Origin of the sequence: Acidovorax sp. 107 (assembly GCF_003058055.1) — a bacterium.
Lineage (GTDB): Bacteria > Pseudomonadota > Gammaproteobacteria > Burkholderiales > Burkholderiaceae_C > Acidovorax.
Window position 1 is genome coordinate 4,660,624 of sequence record NZ_QBTZ01000001.1, and the last position, 24,557, is coordinate 4,685,180.

A 24,557-nucleotide genomic window follows, 5' to 3' on the forward strand; every position below is an offset into this window, starting at 1 on the left:
TCATCCCCGTAGCACCGTGGCCGTAGCCAAGCGCATTTCCGATGAACCTGCGTTCGTGCTGCACAGCTACGACTGGAGCGAATCCAGCCTGATCCTGGAGACTTTCTGCCGCCAGCAAGGCCGGACCGCTCTGGTGGCCAAAGGGGCCAAGAAGCCCAGCTCCAACTTCCGCCCGGTGCTGCTGCCGCTGCAGCCCTTGCTGGTCACCTACACACTCACGGGCGATGGCCATGCGGACATTCATACGCTCAAGGGCGCCGAATGGGTGGGTGGGCATGTGATGCCCACGGGGGATGCTCTGCTGTCGGGCATGTACCTCAATGAACTGCTGCTGCGCCTGCTGGCGAGGGCAGACCCGCACCCGGCATTGTTTGATGCCTATGCAGGGGTGGTGCGCGTGCTCGCCAGTGAACATGGCGATGCGCTGGAGGCGGTGCTGCGCAGTTTTGAGCTGCTGCTCTTGCGCGAGATCGGCCTGTTGCCCGGCCTGGACGTGCAGACCATGACCTTCGCGCCCCTGGAGCCCGAAGCCCGCTACACGCTGGTGCCCGAAGGCGGCCTGCGCGCTGCGTCCGCCGCAGACCGTGCAGGCCTGACGGGCAGCCAGTGGCAGGCCCTGCAGCGTGGCCTGGATGACGTGGCCAGCTACACCGCCACCTTGCGCGCTTGCGCCTCCGTGGCGACCGAACTCAAGCCGCAGCTGCGTGCCCTGCTGCAATACCATTGCGGTAGCCCGACGCTGCGCACCCGCCAGCTCATGATCGATTTGCAGGCTTTATGAACCCATCCTCCCGTTCCCTCCGGCGCACCGCCTTGTCCGTCAACGTCAACAAGGTGGCCCTGCTGCGCAACACGCGCCATCTGGGCATTCCCAGCGTCACCCGCGCGGCCGAGCTGTGCCTGACGGCGGGGGCCCAGGGCATCACGGTGCACCCGCGGCCTGACGAGCGTCACATCCGCAGCCAGGACGTGCATGAGCTGGCAACGCTGATGAAGGCCTGGCCCGAGCGCGAATACAACATCGAGGGCAACCCTTCGCAGAACCTGATGGACTTCATCCGCCAGGTTCGCCCCCACCAAGCGACCTTTGTGCCCGACAGCGAGGACCAGTTCACCAGCGACCACGGCTGGAGCTTTCCGCAAGATGCCGAGCGTCTGGCGCCCCTGGTGGCCGAATGCAAGGCGTTGGGCGTGCGTGTGAGCCTCTTCATGGACCCGGTGCCCGAGCAGATGGCCGCCGCCAAGGCGGTGGGCGCTGACCGGGTGGAGCTGTACACCGAGCCCTATGCAGCCGCTTGGGGCTCGCCGCAGCAGGCGTTGGAGCTGAAACGCTATGCCGCAGCCGCCCAGGCGGCGCTGGATGCAGGTTTGGACGTGAACGCAGGCCATGACCTCAACCGGGACAATCTGGCGGCCTTTGTGCGCGAAGTGCCGGGCGTGCTCGAGGTCTCGATCGGCCATGCGCTGATCGCCGATGCGCTGGAGCTGGGCTACACCGCGACCGTACAGGCCTACCTGGATTGCATTGCCCAGGGATTTGCGGATGTGGGAAACTCCTGATTTGATAGCTTTAGAGGCATATCACACTAGCGCTTCCAGCCATTTTGATTGAAATTTCATGATCTACGGTATCGGTACCGACATCTGCGACGTGCGGCGCATTGCGGCCAGCTTGGCCCGCCACGGCGACCGTTTTGCAGAAAAGGTGCTGGCCGAGGGCGAACTGGCCACCTGGCGTGAACGCAGCGCGCGCTGGCCCGACCGGGGCTTGCGCTACCTGGCCACCCGGTTCTCCGCCAAAGAGGCTTTCAGCAAGGCGGTCGGCCTGGGCATGCGCATGCCGATGACGTGGCGCCACTGCGAGGTCGCCAAGCTGCGCAGCGGCCAGCCCGTCATCGTGCTGCACGGCGCGCTCAAGGAATGGTTTGAGGCCCAGGGCCTGCAGGCGCACCTCAGTGTGACCGACGAGACCGACTATGCCGCCAGCTTCTGTGTGGTGGAGAAAATTCGAACCAAATCACCTTGAAGCGCTGGATTGATATGCGCTGATAGCTATCCATTGAGTAGCAATTGCCCTTTGAAATGTCCCATGACTGAACACGCTCCCCTGATCCTTGACGTCGCTGGCACCACCCTCAGCGCGGATGACCGCCGTCGCCTGGCGCACCCGCTCACGGGCGGCGTGATCCTATTTGCCCGCAACTGGGAAAACCGCGCGCAGCTGCTGCAGCTCACCAGCAGCATCAAGGCCGTGCGCGACGACCTGCTGATCTGTGTGGACCACGAAGGCGGCCGCGTGCAGCGCTTTCGCACCGATGGTTTCACCCACTTGCCGCCCATGCGCGCGCTGGGCGAGATGTGGATGGACGATGGCAGAGGCGCCAAGGCCGTGCCCGGTAGCGGCGCCCTGCGTGCCACCAACGCAGCCACGGCGGCGGGCTATGTGCTGGGGGCGGAGCTGCGTGCCTGCGGCGTGGATTTCAGCTTCACACCGGTGCTGGACTTGGACTGGGGCGAAAGTGGTGTGATCGGCGACCGCTCGCTCCACCGCGACCCCCGTGTGGTGGCGCTGCTCGCCAAGAGCCTCATGCACGGCCTGCTGCAGGCGGGCATGGCCAACTGCGGCAAACATTTCCCTGGACACGGCTTCGTCAAGGCCGATTCGCACACTGAAGTACCCGTGGACAAGCGCAGCCTCAAGGCCATCCTGGCCGACGATGCAGCGCCGTACCCCTGGCTCAGCAGCACGCTTACCAGCGTAATGCCGGCCCACGTGATCTACCCCAAGGTCGACAGCCGCCCCGCCGGTTTTTCGCAGCGCTGGCTGCAAGACATCCTGCGCCGCCAGATGCGCTTTGACGGCGCTATCTTCAGCGACGACCTCAGCATGGAAGGGGCTCGGCGCCTGGACGGCCAGGTGGTCAGCTACACCGATGCCGCCGTGGCGGCGCTGGAAGCAGGTTGCGACCTGGTGCTGCTGTGCAACCAGAGCGTGGGCGATGGCAAGGCAGTGGACGAACTCATTAATGGCCTGGAAAAGGCTCGCAACCAGGGCCGCTGGCAGCCCAGTGTGGACAGCGAATCCCGCCGCCTGGCGTTGCTGCCCGAAACCCTGCCGCAGGCCTGGGACGAACTCATGTACCAGCCCGCCTACCTGCAGGCGCTGGATCTGTTGCTCTGACCTCGCCGGTGGCGGGACGTGCGCTGCGGCGCTACCCCGCGCGGCGGTGCACCCGCACCCGCTAGGGCGTGTTGAAAGGCCCCGGCATCACCGGCGTCGGTGCGGCCGGGGAGGCGTTGGCTACCCCATCCGTGGCGGTAGCCGGTGGTGTGGGTGGGGTGGGGGGCGGTGGCACTCCCTGAAATCGGCGCACTACGCGCTGGAACACCAGCGCATTCGGAATCTGCAGCCAAGCCACCTGGCCGGTTGCTGCGCCGTGGTCTTCCAGCGTGGTGTAGAGCAGGTTGATGTCCACCACGCGCCCCTTGGCGCCTGGCTTCTCGGCGGTGTCTAGCACCTCGATGTAGTCGCCAATCTTGAAAGGCCGCACGGTAAAGATCAGCAGCGCGCAAAACAGATTGGACAGCACGCTCCAGGCCGCGAAGAACGCCACGGCCCCCACGGTGGCAAAGCCGGTGAACGCGGTCCAGAGCACCGTGGCTGACACCCCCATGCGCTCCAGCACCAGCAGCAAGGCGCTCGCAATGATGGTCCATCGGATCAAGCCGTTGATGGGCACCAGCAGTTCATTGGGCAACTGGTAGTGCGCGCTCGCACGGCGCACCAGGCGGCGCAGGGTGCGCTGCAGCAGCCAAGCAGCGAACAGGATCAGCAGGATCTGCGAGCCCGGAATAATGACTTCGAGCCAGTCCTGCATCCACTCGGGCAGTCGGGTTTTCAAAACTTGCATGCGGGAGACGGCGGTGCGGGCGTTGCGTTCGGTCGCGTCAAACGAGAGGAAATGAAAGAAACTCAATTGCGCAACTGCTCCACGGTGTCCATCTGCATTTCAAAGCTGAAGAAGCGGTTGCGGCCCTGGGCCTTGGCGGCGTAGAGCGCCTGGTCGGCACGCATGATCATGCTTTCGGCGTTGGTGCTGTCGTCGGGCACGCAGGTGGTGATGCCGCCCGACAGGGTCAGCGTGTCACCCAGTGGAGAACCAGCGTGCGCAATGGCGCGGACCTTGAGCACTTGCCCCAGAGCCCGCGCAAAGGTCATGGCGCCCGAGCGCGGCGTGTTGGGCAGAATGAGGGCGAACTCTTCACCCCCGTAGCGCGAGGCCACATCCCGGGGCCGCACGCAGACCTCACGCAGCAGCCGGCCCACCTCTTTCAGGCAGGCATCGCCTTGCACATGGCCGCTGGCATCGTTGAACAGCTTGAAGTGGTCTAGGTCGCACAGCATCAGCGTCAGCGGCGTGCCATCCCGTCGTGCGGCCAGGATCTCGTTGTGCAGGATGCGATCAAACCCGCGGCGGTTCACGAGGCCTGTGAGGGCATCGATTTCCACCATTTCATTGAGCCGCTGGTTGGCCGCGTGCAATTCGGCCGACATCGACACCAGCCGTCGGCGCATGTCCAGCAGGCGCCGCATGGCGCGCAGCTTGGCCATAAGCACGATGGGTGTGACGGGTTTGACCAGGTAGTCGTCGCCCCCCACCTCAATGCCGCGCCACACGTCCAGTTCATTGTCAAGGCCCGACAGGAAGATGATCGGCGTCCAGTCCCCGCCTTCACTCGCGCGCATCTGCTGCGCCACCCAGTAGCCGTCTTGGCCGGGGAGCCGGATGTCCAGCAGCACCAGGTCGGGGCGATGGGTTTTGAACAGATGCAGCGCTGCGCTGCCTTCAGGGGCCTCAAAGATGTCTGATACGCCCGCCCGCCGCAGTTCGGCCACGAGCGCCGCCCGCACGGAGCCCTGGTCTTCGACCACCAGCACCGAGAAAGCATTGCCAGAAGGCAGGGGAGACCCGGTCGAAGGGTAGGGAGCGCTGCTGGAACTGAAGGGCACGGTGTGTCTCCTTGGGGCCGGGGGCGAGGACGGTCAAGACCGCCCTCAGGGCAAATCCAGGCCTCAGGACTCGCGGCGCAGCGCGGGGAACAGGATCACGTCACGAATGCTGGGGCTGTCGGTCAACAGCATCATGAGACGGTCAATGCCAATGCCGCAGCCCCCGGTGGGAGGCATGCCGTATTCCAGCGCGCGCACGAAGTCGTGGTCATAGAACATGGCTTCGTCGTCGCCGCTGTCCTTGGCGGCCACCTGGGCGTGAAAGCGTGCTGCCTGGTCTTCGGCATCGTTGAGCTCGCTGAAGCCGTTGCCGAACTCGCGGCCGGTGATATACAGCTCAAAGCGCTCGGTCACCTCGGGGCGGTTGTCGTTGGCGCGGGCCAGGGGCGAGATCTCGGTGGGGTGTTCCATGATGAAGGTGGGCTGCCAGAGCTTGTCCTCCACCGTTTCTTCAAAGTACAGCACCTGCAGGCTGGCCAGGGTTCGGGCCGAGAGCTTGTCCTTCTCTTCGGTCATGCCCAGCTTCTTGAGCGCACTGATGAGCCAGGCGGCGTCGTCCACATGGGCACCGGCCTCGGTGTACTGGAAGATGGCTTCGCGGATGGTCAGGCGTGCAAAGGGTTGCGACAGGTCTACCGCGCGGCCCTGGTAGGTCATCTGCAGCGAACCGGTGGCCTTGAGCGCCACTTCACGGATCAGCGTTTCGGTGAAGTCCATCAGGTCCAGGTAGTTCCAGTACGCCGCGTAGAACTCCATCATGGTGAACTCGGGGTTGTGGCGCACCGAGATACCTTCGTTGCGGTAGCTGCGGTTGATCTCGAACACGCGCTCAAAGCCGCCCACGATCAGGCGCTTCAAGTACAACTCGGGCGCGATGCGCAGGTACATCTCCTGCTCCAGCGCGTTGTGGTGTGTGACGAACGGCTTGGCATTGGCGCCGCCCGGGATGGGGTGCAGCATGGGTGTCTCGACTTCGAGGAAACCATGGCTCACCATGAACTCGCGCAGGCCACTCACGGCCTTGCTGCGCGCCATGAAGCGTTTGCGGGCTTGCTCGTCGGTGATCAGGTCCACATAACGCTGGCGATATTTCTGCTCCTGATCGGCCATGCCATGGAACTTGTCGGGCAGGGGGCGCAGGCTCTTGGTCAAGAGTCGCAGGCTGGTCACCTTGACCGACAGTTCGCCGGTCTTGGTCTTCATCAGCGTGCCTTCGGCGCCCACGATGTCTCCCAGGTCCCAGTGTTTGAAGGCCGCATACAGTTCTTCGCCCACAGCGTCGCGCGTCACGTAGAGCTGGATGCGTCCGCCTACTTCGCCGAGAGAACCATCTTGGATGGTCGCGAAGCTGGCCTTGCCCATCACACGCTTGAGCATCATCCGGCCTGCCACGGAGACGCTCACGGGCGCAGCTTCCAAGGACTCGTTGGTCGCAGCGTTGTGCTCCAGGTGCAACTGTGCCGCCTTGTGGCCAGGTTTGAAGTTGTTGGGAAAAGCAACGCTACCGCCATTGGCCTGGGCTTCGCGCAGAGCGCGGAGCTTTTCGCGGCGCTCTGCGATGAGCTGGTTGTCGTCCTGGGGTGCGGGGGCGTGGATTTGGTCTGACATAGGTGCCGTCGATGCGGGGCGTGAAATGGAGGGCTGGGTTCAGCCGAACCACTGATTTTATCGGCTACGGGCTGTCTTCCGGCGCCATGCCCTTGGCAGGGCGGTCGCTCCATAGTGCCCTGGCGGTCATGGCGATGATTTTCACGTCGGTCCAGAGCGGGTGCGAGCGGGCATACTCGGCGGCATAGCGCAACTTGATGGGCAGTATTTGCTCCACATACGTGCGCTCCGGGTCTTTGCTATGGCTCAGCAGGGTGCTTTCGTCGCGGAATTCGATGGAGGCGCGGTCGGTGATGCCTGGCCGCACGCTGAGCACCAGATCCCGCACGGTGTCCGGGTAGAGCGCGACATAGTGCGGCACCTCGGGCCGGGGGCCGACGAGACTCATGTCACCCCGAAGCACGTTGAAAAGCTGCGGCAGCTCGTCGGCCTTGGTGCGTCGCAGCCAATGGCCAGCCCGGGTAATGCGAGCGTCTGCCCCGATGGTGATGGCCGGGCCCGCAGCTTCTGCGCGCGAGTGCATGGTACGGAACTTGTAGATGCGGAACAACCTGCCCGCGCGGCCCACACGCTGTTGGCGAAAAAGTGCCGGACCGGGCGAGTCCCACACCACCCACAATGCCACGGCCAGCAGCACGGGGGCGAGCAGCAGCAGCCCGAAGGCGGCAATGCACAGGTCGAACAGCCGCTTGGGCATGTTCAGCCCAGCACCTCGTGCAGTGCTGCAATCACGCGGTCCTGGTCGCTGTCACCCATGGCGGTGAACAAGGGAATGCTGATCATGGCTTGGTAAGCTGCATCGGCCTGGGGGAACATTGCCGGCGTAAGCTGATAGCGGTCCCGCCAGTACGGGTGCCGGTGCAGCGGCACATAGTGCACGCTGGTGCCGATGCCCCGGTCTGACAGCGCCTGGATCGCCTCGTCACGACCCATTGGCGCATCCGCTCGCAGCCGGATGACATAGAGGTGCCAGGCGTGGGTGTCGCCTTGAGGAGCCCGGGCGGGCAAGGTCAGGGGCAGGGGCGCCAACTGCTCATGGTAGCGGCTTGCCAGCACCTCGCGCCGCTGCACAAATTGCGGCAGCCGCGCTAGTTGCTCCACGCCCATGGCGGCGGCTACGTCCGTCATGTTGTACTTGAAGCCGGGCGCGACGACCTCGTAGTACCAAGCGGGGGTTTTGGAGGTGAATCGGTCAAACGTATCGCGGCTCATGCCGTGCAGCCGCATGGTGCGCATGCGCTGCGCAAGTGCCGGGTCGCGCGTGACGGCCATGCCCCCTTCACCGGTGGTGATGGTCTTGTTGGCGTAGAAGCTAAACACCGTGACATCGGATGCCAACTGCCCCACCAGGGTGCCACGCCATGTGGTGGGCAAAGCATGAGCCGCATCTTCCACCACCTTGAGGTGATGCTCTTTAGCGATGGTCAGTATGGCGTCCATGTCGCATGCCAGCCCCCCGTAGTGCACCGGCATGATGGCTTTTGTACGGGGTGTGATGGCCGCACGTGCTTTGGCCGGATCGATATTTAGAGTCACCGGGTCTACGTCCACCAGTACCGGTTCGGCGCCCAGATAGCGCACCACCTCTACCGTGGCGGTAAATGTGAGGGTGGGTGCGATCACTTCGTCGCCCGGGCCGATGCCTAGAGCTTCCAGCGCCAGGTGCAGCCCGGCTGTGGCGGAGTTGACGGCGATGCTCTGTAGCTCATTGCTTCCCAGATAATCTGTAAAGGCTTGCTCGAAAACGCGTGCCTTTGGGCCAGTGGTCACCCAGCCCGAGCGCAGGGCCTCGGAGACGGCCGCGATCTCGGCCTCGCCGATATCAGGGCGAGCGAAGGGGAGGAAAGGCTGGATCATGACTTGGCAATCCAGCAAATGATGTGTGTGCGCAGCCAGGGCAGGCTGTTAAACAGGGTGTAAAGCATGGGGTGAATGGGGGCCACGCGGCGCGCGAGTGGCGGGGCGAGTGTGACGCGCTGTGCACTGATGGTAGCTTGGGGGAACAGTGCTTTCACGCGCTGTAGCGGTACACCGCGCACGTCAGGATTATGTGGGTTATCGAAGGTGAAGTCGTACCAAAGCACTGCGCCGCCTGGCTTGACCCATTGCCACAGGGCGGCGGCCAGTTGCTGTTGAAATAATTCATCCAGCAGCGAAGAAAAAACCGTAGAAACCATCACGACGTCTTGAGACCCGGGAGCAATGGGGACTTGCAGCGCATCGCCCTCCACTAGCTCCAGCGTCAGCGGAAGCGTCTGGCGCGCTTGGCGGTAGCGTTCGGGCAGCAATTCAATGCCGCTGAGGTGTTGGGGGGCGAAACCCACGCGCAGAAGTTCCAGCAAATTGCCGCCGGTACCGCAGCCGACCTCCAGCAAGCGCAGCGCTGCCAGGTCGGTCATGCTGTGCTGTCTGAATAGCTGCAGCATCGCGCGCTGCCGTTCTTGCACGCCCAAATAAACCTCGGGGCGCAAGAAGTTGTAGCGCCCATCGCCCGGCGAGCGGCGGGCATACCTAATGCTGACCGCGCTGGGCTCGTCCGCGGGGCTCATGCCATGGCCTCCAGAAACTGCTGCGCAAGCACAGGGTAGGTGTGGTGAGCCAACACAAAAGCGCGCCCTCGTTGGCCCATGTCGCGTCGTTGTTGGGGTGTGGCTGCTGCGAGTTGGCGCAAGCCCTGAGCCACGGCCTGGGGTGACTCAGGCGTCACGGTCAGCCCGCAGTTTGCCTCTGCCACGGGGTCATTGCCCGCCTCTACCGAGTGCAAAACAGCGCAGCCCGCCATCATGTAGTCCATGAGTTTGTTGGGGGCAATGCCGAACCGATACAAAGGTGTGCGCTGCCAGCCAATATAGGCAATATCGAACTGTGCTAACAAAGCCGGTATCTGCGTTTTAGGAATGGGATCAAACAGCGCGACGTTGTTCAGACCCTCGCTCTGCACCCGTTGTGCAAGCCGCGCCTTTTCATGACCGCTGCCCACCAATACGAAAGAGAACGGTGCATTGCGTAGCAGCACAGCAGCATCCAGAAGCACATCCATCGCGTTAGGCAGCCCGTGCGAGCCAGCGTAGCCGACGATGGTTCTGTCTACGCTCTTCAGTACCTTCAGGTAATCCGCCAGTGGGCCCGTCAGCGGCGCTGGTAGGTCGGGCCAATCTTCTGGCGATATGCCGTTGGGCACGATGTGCAGCTTGTGAAGGCTCAACCCGTGATTGGCCATATGCTCTGCCACCTTGGGCAGCATGGACACCACACAATTCGCATCGCGGTAGGCGTCGTTCTCTGCCTTTTGACACAGCAGAATGAAGGGGTGCCACCAGGGCATGCCTGAAAGTTCCATTGGCGAGGCCGGCCAGAGGTCATGCACCTCATAGACTAGCTTTGCGTTCGCCAGCCGGGCGATGCGCCTTGCAACCCAGATATCCATGGGGTAAGTGCTGGATGCAATCACCACGTTGGGCTTGCACTCGACCACCAGTGAAGGCGCCATTCGCCACACCTGGTGCAGAAAACTCCAGATGTTCTTTACCCGGCCTAACCCGTTACCTTGATAGGCTGGGGTGGGTAGCCAACGGTAAGCAATCCCGTCCACTTCTTCTCGTGCCTTTCGCGGCTGCCGGGCGCGTACGTGCGAGAAGTCGGCCGCAACGATGGTGACCTCGTGGCCAGTCCGCACCCATTCGCGGGCCAGGTAGTAGGGGCGGTATTCCATGCCCAGCGATGGGGTGCCGGCATAGTGATTGAGGTAGAGGACGTTCACGTACACAGGTCCGCGTAAAAGTACTGCACAACGCGCGGTGCAACGTACCCCTCGCCATTGGGGCGGATGTCTGAGCCCTGAGTACACACCGTCTGAAGCACTGTCACGCCGACAGCCCCGGGCGAAAGTGAGGGGGGCAAACAATTCCAACCCGATTCCATGTGAGCAATTACGTGTAATGTTATGCCTGTCTTGATAAATTGCAGATTGACGTCCAGGATGGCGAGGGGGTTTTTCATTGTGAACTACGAGACATCAACCGGGGGACTCGACGTTGGATTGATATCTGAATAGTCCTATCAAACTACAAACGATACACATGCTTATCAGCAAGCTAAAATTGATAAAATGGATCAACGGCTGGTCCAGTTCGATTGACTTCATGATGAAACCTATACCGAGAAAAACTATATAGGCCAATACTGCGAGAACGATTCGTCCGAGCTGAATCGGCAGTCGGTAGCTTTGCTGGCTTGCTCGGGCCCAAATCCAAAGATATAGCACTGCAGTGATCAGAGTGGAGATTGCAGCGCCTAAGCCTTGAGCTATTGGGACAAAGATGAGGTTGAGAATCAATGCTACTAGACCGGTTAGCACGGTGATTGATAGCTGGGTCAGTGAGCGACGCGCAAGGGCTAAGCCCGGGAAGAATACATACATTTGCGACAGTAGTGTCGCTGGAACTAACCAAGCTACTAGTACGGCACTTGACAGGTATGCGGGTCCCGAAATCCACAAAATGAGATCTTGCGCATACAAGCTCAAACCCAAGCTAAGTACCAATGCCACTGTGGTGAAGCCTTCGAGCAAGCGAACTAATTGCCCCGGGGTTGCGGGTGCCGCATGGTAGCGGTACACGAGTGGGGTCAGGGCAGTCTGAACGCCGACGGTCAGTAGCGCAGTAACTGCCGCCGCTCTTGACGCGACAGCGTAGTATCCCACCTGCTCCAAATTAGCATAGGCGTTCAGAATGAAACGATTTACGTGAAAGCTGGTGAAGGTTGCCAGGCCTGCTGGAGCCAACGGCAGTGAGTAGGCAAGCATGCTGCGCAAAGGTTTCAGATCGAGCGTCCAATCGAACTGGGTTCGCAAGGCCCAGATGCTCACCCCGACCGCGCTGGCAGCCGCTAGCGTCTGGCCTGCCAGCACACCGGTAACGCCCCACTCGCGACCGAGGCTATACCCGAGTAGTAGTGTCAACAGGCTATACAAAACGCTAGTTGCAGCGTAGCTTAACGGTCGCATCGACCAGCGGAATTGGGCTTGTAGCTGAAGATACAATGCGTTGCAAGCGATGTAAGCTAGACCTGCCTGTACCAAGCTTGAGCGGTTTGTGGTGCGGTACAGAATTTCGGACAACGACTCAGAAAACGACAGAGCTAGCGCTAGAAAAGCACTGTGCATCAAAGTAGTGAAGCTTAGTGCGGTGCCTGCCATCTTGCGCCGTGCCTCCGGGTTCTGCAAGGCGGCCCACTCACGAGCTAGGCCTTGACCAACTTCCAGGGCAACTACTAGTGTTACTAGGACGCCCGAAGTGAGGATCAGATCTAGTGCGCCAAATGCTTCAGGGTCAAGGAAGCGAGTGTAAACAGGCACAGTGAGCAAAGCGAGTCCACGTGACGCGATCGCGCTGGCGGCATAAATACTGCCGTCACGCGCGAGTTGCTTCAACATTGCTTGCCTTGGATTCGTCGTGCCGGGCCCAAAAGAGGTAGGCTTTGCTAAGCGATGGCTTGTCGTCCAAGCCCAGCGCACTTTCTCCATACGCGTCAACCAACTCGCGAACGCGACGGCGTCCTTCAATTTCGTCAAGCCCGCAACCGTGTAGGTAGGTTGCCGTCCGCGGGTCAAACCACCAAGCATCTGGCACCTCACCCCTTAGACATGCCACCAAACGACCTGCCACTGCCTCGCAGGACCACGTAGATTGGACAAAATTGATGGCAGCTTTGCCCAAAGATCGACGTGCGTCTGCGTCTCTCACCAACGCCTCCAGCGCCGACTCGAATTGATCAGGATCTACGAAGCGGCTGGGGGGCATTGGCCAATCGCCTTCTATCAAGCTCGGTGCGCGTGCGAGGTAGCTGCCTACGATTGCAGGCTTGCCGAGCTGGGCTGCCTCGGTTGCTAGCCCAGCCATCGGTGTATCAGAAAACAATTGATCCACAACCAGATCGCAACGTCGGATTTCGTCGAGCACGTGGGCGTTACTGAGGCCGCTGATCTTTATCCACTCGATTTGAAGTCCACGCGACAACAAAGAGTTGACTATCCGCTCGATCCTCTCCGTTCCCTTCACTTGAGGATTGGAAGGGCTGTGGAGTAACTTAATTTTTTTATTGGTGGGTGTGGTCTGTATATCCAAGTGCTCGTCTTGCATTGAGGCTGGTTGTGCTTGACGTTCAGTGAGCGTGCAGGGAAAACCAAAGGCAAACCAGTTGATGACAGGTCTGCGATTGAACTGCGCGGTGCCCGGGGCATTGATGCAAGTCACTCCAGCACTTTCGAAACGATGAACGCGTCGGCGAATCTTTTGAGTGAGTCGTTTCATCGCCTTTGCTCCAGACCAAGGCCAGGCACCATTAACGTATGGCGGACGAGCATCTGAGCCTACAAATAGCACTATGGTGCGTTTACCAAGATGACGCATCAAGAGGAGTTCAAAGCGAGTATTCGTGATGGACTTGCCAGATAGAAATACAAACGCTTCGTACCGGATCAAAGAAAGCACAAGGACCGGCCATGCCAACAGCAGGTGGATCGCCGCGACCGGCCAAGTCCACACAGAACCTCTGGACCGCAGGTTGCGCGAAATACCTCCAGTGGCATGCCACCATCGAGTGACGATATTAGTGTGTTGAACTGCCTCGTATGCGAAAGGGTGCGGTGACTCGAAGACTCCGTCGGCGTGGTAACCCAGACGGCGCAAACCGTGTGTCAGGCCATGTCCAATGCCAGCAACCTCAGTTGGACCGATAAAGATTCTCACGTATTTTCTCTATTCAGACTTACTCACCGCGTTGAGCCTGCAACTCAGCTTGGAGTGCGGTAAGAAAGCTGTCATTCACTTGGCCAACCGGCCGCGCAGGTGCGCCAGCGACTATCACTCCGGCTTCCACATTGGATGTGACGCACGAATTGGGAAGTACAACCGCACCGTCTCCGATCGTTATCCCTGGATTGAGTACGGTATGACCAACGATGTAGCATCGGCTGCCGATGCGTGTCTGGCGTTGAATCACGTGTGCTCCACCGGGTATATTTGTTCCTAGTAGGTTGGCTAAGATACTGGTATGAGTCCAAACGTACACGCCAACACCTATCGTCGTGTGGTCGCCGATCTCAAGTCCTCCTGATGCATCTATATAAGTATTTTCACCAATCCAGACATGCTCGCCGCAGATCAACTTCTCTGGCATAAGAATTTTGGTTTGCTCGCGGACTCGGCAACTTTCAGGTAATCCATAGAGCTTGGCTCGTTCGTCGTCAGCCAGTAATTCAGAGAGCCATCGAAGCGATATTTGCCGACGCAGCGCGGCGTTTCTTGGACTTTCTATTTTGGCCGCTAAGACTTCATCAATCAGGCCATCAAGATTTGGTACAAAGGCTCTTAGTAGTTGATCAAGGGCATCCATCGCGAGTAATCAGGTGGTCTAATGGTTGTTTGGGTGCAACAGCAGTCGACTCAGCAAATTGGTGACTCGCTCCACCTCTGGTGATCCATAGCTTTCGCAGAACGGGAGTGCCAACCCGTGCTTGTAAAGATTCGAGGCATGGACTCCAGTTGGTAGGGGTTGAATATTTTCAAACGCCGGTTGCATAGAAAGGCATTGGGCGCCAATGTTGGTCTCGATACCTTCTCCGGCCAAGTCGCGTATCAGCCTGTCCCGGTCGATGTCGGCTCTCAGCACGACCATGAAGGTTTGCCAACTGTGTCCTGGATGTTTGGCTGGGAGGGTCATGATCCCCGCAGACACCATAGGTGCTAAGGCTTGGCAGTAATTAGCTGCAAGTACGCGCCGTTGATCAATCCAACGTGGCAGATGCGGTAACTGGACTACTCCCATTGCGGATTGAATGTCTGTCAATCTCAGGTTGTAGCCAGGCTCCTCGAATCGGACTCCCTGGGGTTGACGAACGATGCCATGATTACGTAAGAGGCGAAGCTTGGCCGCCAAGACGTCGTCGTCCGTCGAAAGAATGCCGCCTTCACCAGTGGTCAGAGTCTTGCGCGGATGCAATGACCAGCAGCCGATGTCTCCCTGCGTGCCGCAAGCCTTCCCGTTCTCAGTTGCGCCTATGGCGCAGGCCGCGTCTTCGACCACCTTCAAGCCGTGATATCGTGCGAGCGGGAGGAGCGCTCGCATGTCGGCGGGATGGCCAAATTCGTGTACAGGGATGAAGGCTCGTAATAGTTCAGGGCCTCGCCATGCGTCGATTGCGGCCGCGACTGAGTCAGGTGTGACGCAATAGGTCGAAGGGTCAACGTCTACCAGAACGGGGTGGGCGCCTACCAAGCGAACGACATTACCAGTGGCTGGAAACGTGAAATTTGGAATGAGCACTGCATCACCTGGTCCGATGCCTAGTGCTACGAGCGCAAGGTGTAAAGCCGCCGTGCCGGAGGAGACGACTATTGCATGGCGCACGCCAAGAAAGTCTTGCAATATGGCTTCGAAGTGCTGACCTTGCGCGCCATAAATGAGTTGACCCGATCGCAAAACAGCGTTGACAGCCTCGATTACAGACTCGTCAATTGAGGGAGTGGACAGGCGAAGCATCGAAGCATTCCGATTCAGTTAAGGAAGATCGGCGCTAAGCTAGGCAGACTTGTTTCGTTAGCTGCGATCCATTTGGCTGTTTGTCGTAAACCATCTTCAAGCTCGATGGCCGCTGAGAAACCGATTAGTTCCCGCGCCTTCTCGACATTGGGAATTCTTAACTCAATGTCTGCGGATAAGGCTGGGCGAAATTGTACCCGCGAACGGCTTCCGGTCACGCGTAATACTGCCTCGGCTAGACCATAGATGGTCACCACGGCACGAGCATTACCGATGTTGAAGGATTCGCCGATGGATTTGGGATGCTGCAGACACTGCATAACGCCCTCTACCATATCATCGACAAAACACCAAGCGCGAATTTGAGTGCCATCTCCAAAGATGAGTAGATCCTCGTTTTTTAGTGCTTTGCGGATGAAGATGGAAAGTGCGCCCTCTCCGGTTTGCCCTGGCCCGTAGACGTTGAAGGGCCGTACCGTTACTGTCGGTAAGCCGTACTGCTTGAAGTATGCGTGAGCAAGGTGTTCCCCAGCTAGTTTGCTGACTGCATATGTCCAGCGCGCTTCACCGACTGCGCCGGTTACTGTACTGGCTGTTTCCTGCACCCGAAAGGCGTGGGAGCCGAATACTTCGGAAGTTGAGAATTCCAAAAAACGCTCTACGCCACCGATCTGGTGGGCCGCTTCGAGTGTATTAGCTGTGCCGATCATATTGACCCGCATTGTGGTCACCGGGTTACGAACCGTGCTCTCGATACCTGCAATTGCGGCAGCGTGTACCACCAACTGGGAACCAGCCATAGATTTCTTTAGATGGTCAAAATCCAGCACATCCCCTCGAATTTGCCGTACGTTTGAATGATTGGCGTAGGTGGTGTCTTTCAAAGTATTGCGCGTATAGTTATCAAAAACAACGATGTGATTGTGGTCTGCCAAGCGTGCAATTAGAGTGCTGGCGATGAAGCCGGCACCGCCGGTGATGAAAATTGTTTTATTGCTAATCATTTTTTTCTGTGGACCCAGTAAATAGCCCTTGGGGTTCAACTTTGCAAGTGTCCTTGCCAGATGCCTGCGATATTAGCCTTTATCAGAGCGCGGGGCAAATGAGAAGATTAAACTGAACTCTCGTCTCTGCGATGAGGTACTGTTTTTAGATCGATTTTTAATTATCGTCTTTCCCCCAAAGGGGCTAAAAATAATATTTTCCAAAAGCAGCCTCGATAGTGGCTTGTGCGACGCGATGAATAATATTTACATCCAAATACGGGTGCATAGGCAAACCCAGCACACTTTGTGCTACCGCATCGCCCACGGGTAAAATGGCGCGGGTATCAGCTACGGCAGGTTGTTGATTCAAAGGGAGTGGATAATGCACCGCGGTGGGGATGCCAACTAGCTTCAGTTGGTCTTTCACTTGTTCGCGGTGGGGCACTTGCACGGTGTATTGTGCCCAGGCACTGGTATTGTGGGGTTCGATATGAGGCGCGGTGATAGCGAGAGGGCCATCACTTCCGCCCTCTCCTTGAAGTAGGCGAGGGCGTAATAGCGCGGTGTAATGTTTGGCCGCTTGTTGGCGGGCTGCAATTTCTTCGTCCAGGATACCTAGCTTGGGCAGCAGAATGGCGGCCTGCAGCGTGTCCAGTCGGCTATTGACGCCCACGCGGATGTGGTGGTAACGGCGGTCCTGGCCATGGCGGGCGATCTGGCGCATCACCTTGGCCAGTTCATCGTCATTAGTGAAAATAGCTCCGCCGTCCCCGTAGCAGCCCAGGGGTTTGCTGGGGAAGAAGCTGGTACAGGCGATTGAAGTCAAGTTACAACTTTTGCGGCCTTTGTAAGTGGCGCCAAAGCTTTGAGCCGCGTCTTCGATGACGGTAATGCCGTGTTTTTGGGCGACAGCGTTAATGGCGTCGTAGTCTGCACACTGGCCGTAAAGACTGACGGGGATGATGGCTTTGGTACGTGGTGTGATTGCGGCCTCCAGCAGGGCTGGATTCAAGTTGTAGGTACGCGGGTCAATGTCCACATATATGGGTTTGGCGCGCAGCAATGCCACTGTTTCTGCTGTCGCAATGTAGGTAAAACCGGGTGTTATGACTTCATCGCCCGGGCCTATGCCCAGGGCCATTTGCGCGATCTGCAGTGCGTCAGTGCCATTGGCCACAGTGATGCAGTGTTTGGCGCCAGTGTAGGCGGCCAACCTTTCTTCCAACTCGGCGACCTCAGGGCCTAGGATGTACTGCCCGTGTGCCAACACACGGGTAATCGCGGAGTCGATCTGACTTTTGATACGTGCCTGCTGGGCCTTGAGGTCGATGAAGTCAATCATGGCGTGACGTCGGCAGCTTGGTAACCGTTTGGTCTTTAAGCATATAGCGGGCCCCAGTGTGGGGGCAGGTGGCTTCACCGTGGCCTTGCAGGGGGAGCGCGAGTTGCTCGCCATATTCACTCATCCAGCCTACGTGTCGTGCGGGCACTCCCACCACCAAGGCATAGGCGCGTACGTCCTTGTTGACCACTGCGCCAGCCCCTACAAAGGCGTATTCGCCAATAGTGGTGCCGCACACAATGGTGCAGTTGGCACCCAAGGTGGCGCCTTTTTTGACCAATGTGTTGCGGAACTCGTTCTTCCGTTCGATGAATGCGCGCGGGTTGTGGACGTTGGTAAATACCATGCTTGGACCGCAAAAAACACCGTCTTCGAGCGTGACGTTGTCGTAAACGCTGACGTTGTTTTGTATCTTGCAGTGGTCGCCAATCGCAACCCGGTTGCCCACAAAGACGTTCTGGCCTAGCGTAACGCTTTTGCCAATGCGTGCACCGCTGCACACGTGAACCCAGTGCCAGATTCGCGACCCTTCGCCAATGGCTGCACCTTCGTCCACGACGGCGCTGTGATGGATGGTGGTTCTCATTTCAACCGCGACACAAACGGGTGCATTTCGCGCAGCGTGCTGATGTGCGGCATGGCTGTGCGAATGGCGTGCACAGTTTCAATACAATGGCGCGCATCTTCGAGTCCATAACCCCGGCCCGCCAGAATTTCGGCATAACTTATGGTGTGCAGGTCGGTAAAGCCGTCAGAGAACTCGAGAGGCTCTCCGCGGATGTCAATGTTACGGTAGGTTGTCTTTTTGCCTTTGACTGCATCGGGCAGGTCGTGGGCATCAATGGAAAGAAACCACCGAACCCGTGCGCGCTGGTATTCGAGATACCCGCCAGCCTTGGTTTCGCCGTTGTAATGGACTTCATTGTGCTGCAGCGCACCAAAAATGAAGTGCAGCATGTCGAAAAAATGGACGCCGATGTTGGTGGCAACGCCAAACGATTTGCGGGGGTCACCCTTCCAGCTGGCGGCATACCACTTGCCGCGCGAGGTGATGTAGGTCAGATCGACATCAAACTTGGTGTCTTGTGGGGCTGCAGCCACCTTGTCGCGTAGCCGGACAATCGCTTCGTGGTGGCGCAGTTGCAATATGTTGAATACACGTTGACCGGTTTCTTGTTCCACCCGAGCGAGCTCATCCACCATTGAGGGCGTGGGTACCAAGGGCTTCTCGCAAATCACGTCACCGCCCAGGCGCAATCCTGCCGCGATGTGCGCGTGGTGCAGATGGTTGGGGGAGCACACAGCCACGTAGTTCAGCGCCCGATCAGGGTTGCGCCTCAGCGTGTGTGCATGCTCGTAAAAGCACTCGAAGTCGGTGAAAAAATCGGCGTCCGGCGCCAAGCTGTCGATGATGCCCACGGAGTCGTTCACGTCGTAAGCGGCGGCTAAGCGATTGCCGGTGTCTTTGATGGCGCGCATGTGGCGCGGGGCTATGTAGCCAGCGGCACCGATCAGTGCAAAGTTTTTCATGGGTTCAAAGTCGGTATACGGTGAATCCCGCTTGACTCAGCTCGTCTCGGTCATACAGTGACTTGATGTCCGTCAGAACCGGGCTGGGATGGCGGCAGTAGGAGCGCAGTTGTACGGCGCTCAAGGTGCGATAACTATTGTGTCCAACAGCTACCACCAGTGCATCCACGGGGTGGGTTTCGTCCACAATGCCGAGGTTCAGGTTGTATTCATGACGCACTTCGTCTGCGCTGGCTACCGGATCGGCCACAACAACTTCTATGCCCCAGGCCTGCAACTCGTGCACCAGATCGACGACCTTGCTATTGCGGATGTCGGGGCAGTTCTCTTTGAAGGTGATGCCGAGCACTCCTACTTTGCAGCGCGGCGCATCCATGCCCGCGCGCAGCATCATCTTGATGGTATTGCGCGCAGCGTACCCCGCCATGGTGTCGTTGATGCGGCGTCCTGCCAGAATGATTTGCGGGTGGTAGCCCACTTGCTCGGCTTTATAGGTCAGGTAGTACGGGTCAACCCCGATGCAGTGGCCGCCGACTAGACCAGGGCGGAAGGGAACAAAGTTCCATTTGCTGCCAGCGGCTTCTAGAACATCCAGCGTGTCAATATTCAGTCGGTCGAAAAGCACAGAAAGCTCGTTCATCAGCGCGATGTTCAGGTCGCGCTGTGTGTTCTCGATGACTTTGGCCGCCTCTGCTACCTTGATGCTGGGTGCTTTGTAGGTGCCCGCTGTGATGATGCGGCCGTAGAGTTCATCAATGGCGTCTGCAGCTCCCGGCGTGCTGCCGCTCGTGATCTTCCGAATGCGTGTGAGGGTGTTTATCTTGTCGCCGGGGTTAACGCGCTCGGGACTGTAACCGCAAAAGAAGTCTTGGTTGAACCGGAGTCCGGACGACTGTTCTAGTACCGGCACGCAGACCTCTTCGGTGACGCCTGGATATACCGTGGATTCATAGATCACCAGGACATTCTTGCTCATGGCGCCGCCAACGGTCTGGCTTGCTTTGATGAGCAGCGACAGGTCCGGACGGTTGGCCGAATCCACGGGGGTGGGCACGGTGACAATGAATACATTGCAATCGTGCAGGTCCGCCGGGTTGGCGCTGTATTGCAACAGTCTGGCTGCCTGCAACTGCTCGACCGATGTTTCACGCGTGCGGTCATGCCCGGACTGAAGTTCATGGATGCGTTGCGGCAGTATGTCGTAGCCGATGACAGGGAGCACTTTCCCAAATTCCACGGCCAGTGGAAGGCCTACGTAGCCCAGGCCAATGACTGCAATTTTTTGGGGAATGTTGGGCTGGTGCATCATGGGCTGATTATTGTTTCTGACCGATAGCCGGGCACGATTTGATTTAACAATTGTTTCAAGGTTGCTTCATCGCCACTTTGCGCTGCCTGGTACAGAGGCTGTAGGAGCGCACGTAAATCAGGCCAGGTACGGTGCTCTTCCCTCGCCCGCAGGATGCGCGGGTGTGCGGTGGGCAAGGGGTTGTCGCCGATGAGTAATTCTTCGTAGAGCTTTTCGCCGGGGCGTAGGCCGGTGAATTCGACGGCGATGTCTGCGTCTGGGTGTTGCGCGTCGCGTACGGTCAGGCCTGATAGTGCAACCATACGCCGAGCCAGCTCCAGGATGCGGATCGGCTCGCCCATATCGAGCAGAAACAGGTCGCCGCTTTCGGCCATGGCGCCGGCCTGTAGGACAAGCTGGGCGGCCTCTGGGATGGTCATGAAATAGCGTGTGACATCTGGGTGCGTGACCGTGACGGGGCCACCCGCTGCGATTTGGCGTCGGAACAATGGAATCACGCTGCCGCTCGAACCCAGCACGTTCCCGAACCGAACCATGGAAAAGCAGGTGGGACATTGCCACTGTCCGTTGCTCAGGTGCTCTTCCTCAAAGGGCGGTTGACGGCTAGCCGCAATAGCCTGCAGAACCAACTCAGCAACACGCTTGCTTGCTCCCATGACGTTGGTGGGGCGAACAGCTTTGTCGGTGGAGACGAGTACGAAGTGAAGTGTGCCGCTCTCCAGAGCCATCTGGACCATGTTGAGCGTGCCAAAAATATTGTTCAGAACGCCCGCGCCTGCGTTGATCTCGACCATGGGTACATGCTTGTACGCAGCTGCGTGATAGATGGCGTAAGGGCGGTGTAGCCGGCAGATGTCGGCCATGCGGACGGAATCCACCACACTTGCCAGCAGCGGCAGTAGTTCACACCGAAGTTGACCCTGGTCGCGCAACGTCTGAAGTTCCTGGTGGATGAGGTACAGCGCGTGTTCGCTGTGGTCCACCAGCAGTAGGTGAGATGGACCTTCGTGGATGATCTGGCGGCATAGTTCACTTCCTATGCTTCCCCCGGCTCCAGTGACCAGAATCACTTTATCTTTTAGGTTGCGGCTCAACAGCTCGGGGTTGGCTGCCACAGGTTCACGGCCCAGCAGGTCTTCAATATCCAAGTCTTGAAAGTCTGTGACGGTGACTTTTCCGCTGGCGAGGTCTGTCAGGCCTGGCAGCGTACGTATCCGCACAGGCAAATCGCGCAGGCTTTGGATGATTTCGCGGCGGCGTTGGCGAGAAGCACTGGGCAACGCCAACAATACGTCGGTGATACCGAATCGATCAACGATTGTCGGTAGCTCTTTCGGTGCGTATACCCGGGTGCCGTTGATACTGCGCCCGGCCTTAGCAGGGTCGTCGTCGACGAAGCCCTGGAGTTGGTATTGGTGTACGCCACCAAGCCCCGCTGCAGTTTGGGCTCCTGCACTCCCTGCGCCATAGATCAGTAAGCTGCTGGACGCTTTGCCTGGTCTTCCCTTGAGCCAAAGCCAGCCAAGCGCGCGGCTGGCGCCGACCAATAGCAAGAAGATGAGTGGCTGTAGGATACCTACGCTACGTGGAACACCTTCCCACTGCACGTTCAAGAGGATGGCCAGCAGCATTGCGCCGTAGATGGCCACCGCTCTGCCCGTGGTAATGAGTGCGGTGATCCCGGTGTACCGAAAGATTGCGCGGTAGAGTCCTTGATTCACAAGAACGGGGAACGCCAGGGCGGGTGCCAGGGCGTACGCAATCCACTGTAGTCCCTCGGGCCAATGCAATGTGTCAAGCCGCAAACTGAAGGCAAGCCACATGGCAAACACGCCCATGACCGCGTCCATTGCAGCTACAAACAGCCGCTTGGCTGGGCGTGGCCACTCAAGAATATGACTCAGCAGATACGGGCCTGGGTTCATCGATTTACTGGGGCGCTATCCCTGTCCGCTCCAACACATCCCCCACCAACTCCAAGCGCACCAGCGGATTGTCCAGCTCCATCAGCCGTTGTTTCAGCTCCAGCGGCACAGGCAGTAGTTCGCACCATCGGTTCGCCACCCAGCCGCAATCATCCAGTTGCGCCGCAGTGGGGGTCAGCAGGTGGGGCATGTCCGGGTCGCGCAATTGCAGTGTGTGCAAAACCTGCGCCAAAGCGGTGGATGCCTTCTTGAGATCGTCAGGAACCGGTATCGGCAGATCTTTTTCGATGTGGCCTACATCGGCAATCCACAGGCCGTGTGGCAGGTAGTGGCGCTGGGTGATACGGAAGCGCTGGCTGCCTCGGCACAACAGCGTGATCAGACCAGGCTGGGGGGTGTCGATCTGCTCGATCACGGCCAGGGTGCCGACGTCATTGAAACGTTCCTCCGGAGCGCCGGCCTGGCGCACTTCCTGGCCGTGCGTGAGGGCGACCACGCCGAAGGGGGCTCCAGCCTGGTGGCACTTGCGCACCATGTCCAGGTAACGCACCTCAAATACCCGCAGTGCCAGCACTCCGTCAGGGAACAGAACGGAGCCCAGGGGGAAAAGCGGCAGAGACGACAAGGTAAGGGGTGGGGTCATGGACGCGTGAATGCCTTCGCCCGCTATCATCCCATGACACTGTCGGCTTTTGCTGCGCCCCACTGCTTTTGTCTCATCCATGCTCTATCAGATCGCCTCTTTCCTGCTTGATGTTGTTGGCGGCTTGCTGACCGGGGCCTGCCTCTTGCGGCTGTACATGCAGTGGCAACGGGTGCCGTTTTCCAACCCCGTCGGTGGGTTGGTGTTTGCGTTGACCGACTGGTTGATCATGCCGCTGCGCCGGGTGATACCTCCCGTGGGGCGTTGGGATGTGTCCAGCCTGGTGGCAGCGATGCTGGTCCAGCTGGTGCAGTACGCGTTGTTGACGTTGCTGCTGGGAGCTGGCTCGGCGTGGGCATGGTTACCCTGGCTGGCCTTGTTCGGGCTGCTGCGCGTGGCGGTCTCGGGGCTGATCGGCCTGTTGATCGTCTATGCGGTCCTGTCCTGGATACAAGGCGGTCGTTCGCCCCTGGCCGATGTGATTGCGCGCTTGTGCGAGCCAGTGTTGCGACCATTTCGCCGGGTGATTCCGCTGATGGGTGGCTTTGATCTGTCACCCTTGGTGGCGCTGGTGGTGCTGCAGGTCGCGATGATCGTTTTGGGCCATTTGCAGGCCAGTGTGATGCGTTGAAGCACCAAAAGGCCTGATGTGCTAGTCGTGCATGTCTTGTTTGCTATTGAAAATATAGCATTGGCGGGCGGATGGTAGGCCCGACCCAGTCCCCTCGCGAGGACTGGGTGTTGTTCACATCACCGCATCGGCGGGCAGTCGCTGCAGCATGGCCAAGCTGCTGGCCACGGTGTTGCGCAGTTCACGGCGGTCGCAGATGAAGTCCACGGCGCCCTTGGTCTGCAGGAATTCGGCGCGCTGAAAGCCCTCGGGCAGGGTCACACGCACGGTGGATTCGATCACTCGGGGGCCGGCAAAGCCAATCAGGGCCTTGGGCTCGGCAATCACGATGTCGCCCACAAAGGCAAAGCCAGCGCTCACGCCGCCCATGGTCGGGTCGGTCAGCACGCTGATGTAGGGCAGGCCCTTCTTGGCCAGGCGGGTGAGGGCCGCGTTGGTCTTGGCCATCTGCATGAGCGACAGCAGGCCTTCTTGCATGCGCGCGCCGCCGGTGGCGGTGAAGCAGATGAAGGGTACTTTTTGCTCGATGGCGGTTTCCACGCCGCGCACGAAGCGCTCGCCCACCACGGACCCCATGGAGCCGCCCATGAAGTCGAACTCGAAGCAGGCGGCGACCACGTTGATGCTCTTGACGGCACCGCCCATCACGATGAGGGCGTCGGTCTCGCCGGTGTTCTCCAGGGCTTCCTTCAGGCGCTCGGGGTACTTGCGGCTGTCCTTGAACTTGAGGGCGTCCACGGGCAGCACTTCCTGGCCGATTTCATAGCGGCCTTCGGCGTCCAGAAACGCATCCAGGCGCGCACGGGCGCCGATGCGGTGGTGGTGGCTGCAGTGGGGGCAGACGTTCTGGTTCTGTTCCAGATCGGCCTTGTAGAGCACCGTTTCGCAGCTCGGGCACTTGATCCACAGGCCTTCGGGCACCTGGCGGCGCTCGGTGGGGTCGGTTTGCTGGATTTTGGCGGGCAGAAGTTTCTCGAGCCAGGACATGGTGTTCTCCTCTTCATTGGCGCGACCTGTTGCAAAGCCCGTGG

Annotated in this window: 24 protein-coding genes; 5 read left to right on the forward strand and 19 right to left on the reverse strand. The window is 59.4% G+C overall.

The window, feature by feature from the left end:
- Nucleotides 1-16 precede the first annotated feature (16 nt).
- The 4 genes from recO (at nucleotide 17) to nagZ (ending at nucleotide 3,181) form a co-directional block, all read left to right on the forward strand.
- The gene (gene recO, locus C8C99_RS21715) at nucleotides 17-781 is read left to right on the forward strand and encodes a DNA repair protein RecO (protein ID WP_108626860.1); all 765 of its coding nucleotides are present in this window, start codon (nucleotides 17-19) and stop codon (nucleotides 779-781) included.
- Nucleotides 778-1,560: a pyridoxine 5'-phosphate synthase gene (locus C8C99_RS21720; protein WP_108626861.1), complete on the forward strand. Its 783-nt coding sequence runs from the start codon at nucleotides 778-780 to the stop codon at nucleotides 1,558-1,560. The genes recO and C8C99_RS21720 overlap by 4 nt, the downstream gene beginning before the upstream one ends.
- A gap of 58 nt (nucleotides 1,561-1,618) precedes the next feature.
- Nucleotides 1,619-2,026 carry a holo-ACP synthase gene (acpS, locus tag C8C99_RS21725; protein ID WP_108626862.1) on the forward strand — a complete coding sequence of 136 codons (408 nt, stop codon included), beginning with the start codon at nucleotides 1,619-1,621 and terminating at the stop codon, nucleotides 2,024-2,026.
- 63 nt (nucleotides 2,027-2,089) lie between these two features.
- Nucleotides 2,090-3,181, forward strand: a complete 1,092-nt coding sequence (gene nagZ / locus C8C99_RS21730; protein WP_056646203.1) for a beta-N-acetylhexosaminidase — start codon at nucleotides 2,090-2,092, stop codon at nucleotides 3,179-3,181.
- Between the two features lie 61 nt (nucleotides 3,182-3,242).
- Here nagZ and C8C99_RS21735 read toward each other — a convergent pair whose 3' ends face one another.
- The 18 genes from C8C99_RS21735 to C8C99_RS21815 all read right to left on the reverse strand — a co-directional run bounded on the left by C8C99_RS21735 (nucleotide 3,243) and on the right by C8C99_RS21815 (nucleotide 22,895).
- Nucleotides 3,243-3,911 (reverse strand): mechanosensitive ion channel family protein, encoded by a 669-nt coding sequence (locus C8C99_RS21735; RefSeq protein WP_056646602.1) that lies wholly within the window; start codon nucleotides 3,909-3,911, stop codon nucleotides 3,243-3,245.
- Nucleotides 3,912-3,973: 62 nt separating this feature from the next.
- A complete protein-coding gene (locus C8C99_RS21740; protein WP_056646200.1) occupies nucleotides 3,974-5,011 on the reverse strand; it encodes a diguanylate cyclase domain-containing protein in 1,038 nt (345 codons plus the stop codon).
- Nucleotides 5,012-5,074: 63 nt separating this feature from the next.
- Nucleotides 5,075-6,619 carry a lysine--tRNA ligase gene (gene lysS / locus C8C99_RS21745; protein WP_056646197.1) on the reverse strand — a complete coding sequence of 515 codons (1,545 nt, stop codon included), beginning with the start codon at nucleotides 6,617-6,619 and terminating at the stop codon, nucleotides 5,075-5,077.
- A gap of 64 nt (nucleotides 6,620-6,683) precedes the next feature.
- Entirely contained in the window at nucleotides 6,684-7,316 is a 633-nt protein-coding gene (locus tag C8C99_RS21750; protein ID WP_056646194.1) for a sugar transferase, read from the reverse strand.
- A gap of 2 nt (nucleotides 7,317-7,318) precedes the next feature.
- A complete protein-coding gene (locus C8C99_RS21755; RefSeq protein WP_056646191.1) occupies nucleotides 7,319-8,476 on the reverse strand; it encodes a DegT/DnrJ/EryC1/StrS aminotransferase family protein in 1,158 nt (385 codons plus the stop codon).
- A complete protein-coding gene (locus tag C8C99_RS21760; protein ID WP_056646188.1) occupies nucleotides 8,473-9,168 on the reverse strand; it encodes a bifunctional 2-polyprenyl-6-hydroxyphenol methylase/3-demethylubiquinol 3-O-methyltransferase UbiG in 696 nt (231 codons plus the stop codon). The genes C8C99_RS21755 and C8C99_RS21760 overlap by 4 nt, the downstream gene beginning before the upstream one ends.
- On the reverse strand, nucleotides 9,165-10,379 hold the full coding sequence (locus C8C99_RS21765; protein ID WP_056646600.1) for a glycosyltransferase family 4 protein: 1,215 nt from the start codon (nucleotides 10,377-10,379) through the stop codon (nucleotides 9,165-9,167). The genes C8C99_RS21760 and C8C99_RS21765 overlap by 4 nt, the downstream gene beginning before the upstream one ends.
- Nucleotides 10,380-10,634: 255 nt before the next feature.
- Nucleotides 10,635-12,053, reverse strand: coding sequence for a lipopolysaccharide biosynthesis protein (locus C8C99_RS21770; RefSeq protein WP_056646185.1), 1,419 nt, complete (start codon nucleotides 12,051-12,053; stop codon nucleotides 10,635-10,637).
- The gene (locus C8C99_RS23975) at nucleotides 12,031-13,368 is read right to left on the reverse strand and encodes a glycosyltransferase (RefSeq protein WP_158274185.1); all 1,338 of its coding nucleotides are present in this window, start codon (nucleotides 13,366-13,368) and stop codon (nucleotides 12,031-12,033) included. The genes C8C99_RS21770 and C8C99_RS23975 overlap by 23 nt, the downstream gene beginning before the upstream one ends.
- 19 nt (nucleotides 13,369-13,387) lie before the next feature.
- Complete coding sequence (locus C8C99_RS21775) at nucleotides 13,388-14,014, reverse strand: acyltransferase (RefSeq protein WP_108626863.1); 627 nt, start codon at nucleotides 14,012-14,014, stop codon at nucleotides 13,388-13,390.
- Between the two features lie 18 nt (nucleotides 14,015-14,032).
- Nucleotides 14,033-15,160 (reverse strand): DegT/DnrJ/EryC1/StrS aminotransferase family protein, encoded by a 1,128-nt coding sequence (locus C8C99_RS21780; protein ID WP_108626864.1) that lies wholly within the window; start codon nucleotides 15,158-15,160, stop codon nucleotides 14,033-14,035.
- A gap of 14 nt (nucleotides 15,161-15,174) precedes the next feature.
- Nucleotides 15,175-16,203, reverse strand: a complete 1,029-nt coding sequence (locus tag C8C99_RS21785) for an NAD(P)-dependent oxidoreductase (protein ID WP_199226475.1) — start codon at nucleotides 16,201-16,203, stop codon at nucleotides 15,175-15,177.
- 145 nt (nucleotides 16,204-16,348) lie between these two features.
- Nucleotides 16,349-17,488, reverse strand: coding sequence for a DegT/DnrJ/EryC1/StrS aminotransferase family protein (locus tag C8C99_RS21790; RefSeq protein ID WP_056646179.1), 1,140 nt, complete (start codon nucleotides 17,486-17,488; stop codon nucleotides 16,349-16,351).
- Nucleotides 17,481-18,074, reverse strand: a complete 594-nt coding sequence (locus C8C99_RS21795) for an acyltransferase (RefSeq protein WP_056646176.1) — start codon at nucleotides 18,072-18,074, stop codon at nucleotides 17,481-17,483. Before C8C99_RS21795 ends, C8C99_RS21790 begins: the two co-directional genes overlap by 8 nt.
- A complete protein-coding gene (locus C8C99_RS21800) occupies nucleotides 18,071-19,018 on the reverse strand; it encodes a Gfo/Idh/MocA family protein (RefSeq protein WP_056646173.1) in 948 nt (315 codons plus the stop codon). The genes C8C99_RS21795 and C8C99_RS21800 overlap by 4 nt, the downstream gene beginning before the upstream one ends.
- A 4-nt stretch (nucleotides 19,019-19,022) precedes the next feature.
- Complete coding sequence (locus C8C99_RS21805; protein ID WP_369818077.1) at nucleotides 19,023-20,327, reverse strand: nucleotide sugar dehydrogenase; 1,305 nt, start codon at nucleotides 20,325-20,327, stop codon at nucleotides 19,023-19,025.
- Nucleotides 20,324-22,234 carry a nucleoside-diphosphate sugar epimerase/dehydratase gene (locus C8C99_RS21810; protein ID WP_056646598.1) on the reverse strand — a complete coding sequence of 637 codons (1,911 nt, stop codon included), beginning with the start codon at nucleotides 22,232-22,234 and terminating at the stop codon, nucleotides 20,324-20,326. Before C8C99_RS21810 ends, C8C99_RS21805 begins: the two co-directional genes overlap by 4 nt.
- Nucleotides 22,235-22,256: 22 nt before the next feature.
- Nucleotides 22,257-22,895: an LON peptidase substrate-binding domain-containing protein gene (locus C8C99_RS21815; protein ID WP_056646597.1), complete on the reverse strand. Its 639-nt coding sequence runs from the start codon at nucleotides 22,893-22,895 to the stop codon at nucleotides 22,257-22,259.
- Between the two features lie 79 nt (nucleotides 22,896-22,974).
- On the opposite strand from C8C99_RS21815, the gene C8C99_RS21820 reads away from it, so the two are divergent.
- Nucleotides 22,975-23,526 (forward strand): YggT family protein, encoded by a 552-nt coding sequence (locus C8C99_RS21820; RefSeq protein ID WP_056646596.1) that lies wholly within the window; start codon nucleotides 22,975-22,977, stop codon nucleotides 23,524-23,526.
- A 114-nt stretch (nucleotides 23,527-23,640) separates the two neighbouring features.
- Here C8C99_RS21820 and accD read toward each other — a convergent pair whose 3' ends face one another.
- Entirely contained in the window at nucleotides 23,641-24,513 is an 873-nt protein-coding gene (accD, locus tag C8C99_RS21825) for an acetyl-CoA carboxylase, carboxyltransferase subunit beta (RefSeq protein ID WP_056646167.1), read from the reverse strand.
- Nucleotides 24,514-24,557 lie beyond the last annotated feature (44 nt).

What these genes read in the sequence shown, in the direction of transcription:
- C8C99_RS21720 (WP_108626861.1), top strand. Translation starts at nt 778, where the DNA reads ATGAACCCATCCTCCCGTTCCCTCCGGCGCACCGCCTTGTCCGTCAAC.
- acpS (WP_108626862.1), top strand. Translation starts at nt 1,619, where the DNA reads ATGATCTACGGTATCGGTACCGACATCTGCGACGTGCGGCGCATTGCG.
- nagZ (WP_056646203.1), top strand. Translation starts at nt 2,090, where the DNA reads ATGACTGAACACGCTCCCCTGATCCTTGACGTCGCTGGCACCACCCTC.
- C8C99_RS21735 (WP_056646602.1), bottom strand. Translation starts at nt 3,911, where the DNA reads ATGCAAGTTTTGAAAACCCGACTGCCCGAGTGGATGCAGGACTGGCTC.
- lysS (WP_056646197.1), bottom strand. Translation starts at nt 6,619, where the DNA reads ATGTCAGACCAAATCCACGCCCCCGCACCCCAGGACGACAACCAGCTC.
- C8C99_RS21750 (WP_056646194.1), bottom strand. Translation starts at nt 7,316, where the DNA reads ATGCCCAAGCGGCTGTTCGACCTGTGCATTGCCGCCTTCGGGCTGCTG.
- C8C99_RS21755 (WP_056646191.1), bottom strand. Translation starts at nt 8,476, where the DNA reads ATGATCCAGCCTTTCCTCCCCTTCGCTCGCCCTGATATCGGCGAGGCC.
- C8C99_RS21760 (WP_056646188.1), bottom strand. Translation starts at nt 9,168, where the DNA reads ATGAGCCCCGCGGACGAGCCCAGCGCGGTCAGCATTAGGTATGCCCGC.
- C8C99_RS21770 (WP_056646185.1), bottom strand. Translation starts at nt 12,053, where the DNA reads ATGTTGAAGCAACTCGCGCGTGACGGCAGTATTTATGCCGCCAGCGCG.
- C8C99_RS21775 (WP_108626863.1), bottom strand. Translation starts at nt 14,014, where the DNA reads ATGGATGCCCTTGATCAACTACTAAGAGCCTTTGTACCAAATCTTGAT.
- C8C99_RS21780 (WP_108626864.1), bottom strand. Translation starts at nt 15,160, where the DNA reads ATGCTTCGCCTGTCCACTCCCTCAATTGACGAGTCTGTAATCGAGGCT.
- C8C99_RS21790 (WP_056646179.1), bottom strand. Translation starts at nt 17,488, where the DNA reads ATGATTGACTTCATCGACCTCAAGGCCCAGCAGGCACGTATCAAAAGT.
- C8C99_RS21795 (WP_056646176.1), bottom strand. Translation starts at nt 18,074, where the DNA reads ATGAGAACCACCATCCATCACAGCGCCGTCGTGGACGAAGGTGCAGCC.
- C8C99_RS21800 (WP_056646173.1), bottom strand. Translation starts at nt 19,018, where the DNA reads ATGAAAAACTTTGCACTGATCGGTGCCGCTGGCTACATAGCCCCGCGC.
- C8C99_RS21805 (WP_369818077.1), bottom strand. Translation starts at nt 20,327, where the DNA reads ATGATGCACCAGCCCAACATTCCCCAAAAAATTGCAGTCATTGGCCTG.
- C8C99_RS21815 (WP_056646597.1), bottom strand. Translation starts at nt 22,895, where the DNA reads ATGACCCCACCCCTTACCTTGTCGTCTCTGCCGCTTTTCCCCCTGGGC.
- C8C99_RS21820 (WP_056646596.1), top strand. Translation starts at nt 22,975, where the DNA reads ATGCTCTATCAGATCGCCTCTTTCCTGCTTGATGTTGTTGGCGGCTTG.
- accD (WP_056646167.1), bottom strand. Translation starts at nt 24,513, where the DNA reads ATGTCCTGGCTCGAGAAACTTCTGCCCGCCAAAATCCAGCAAACCGAC.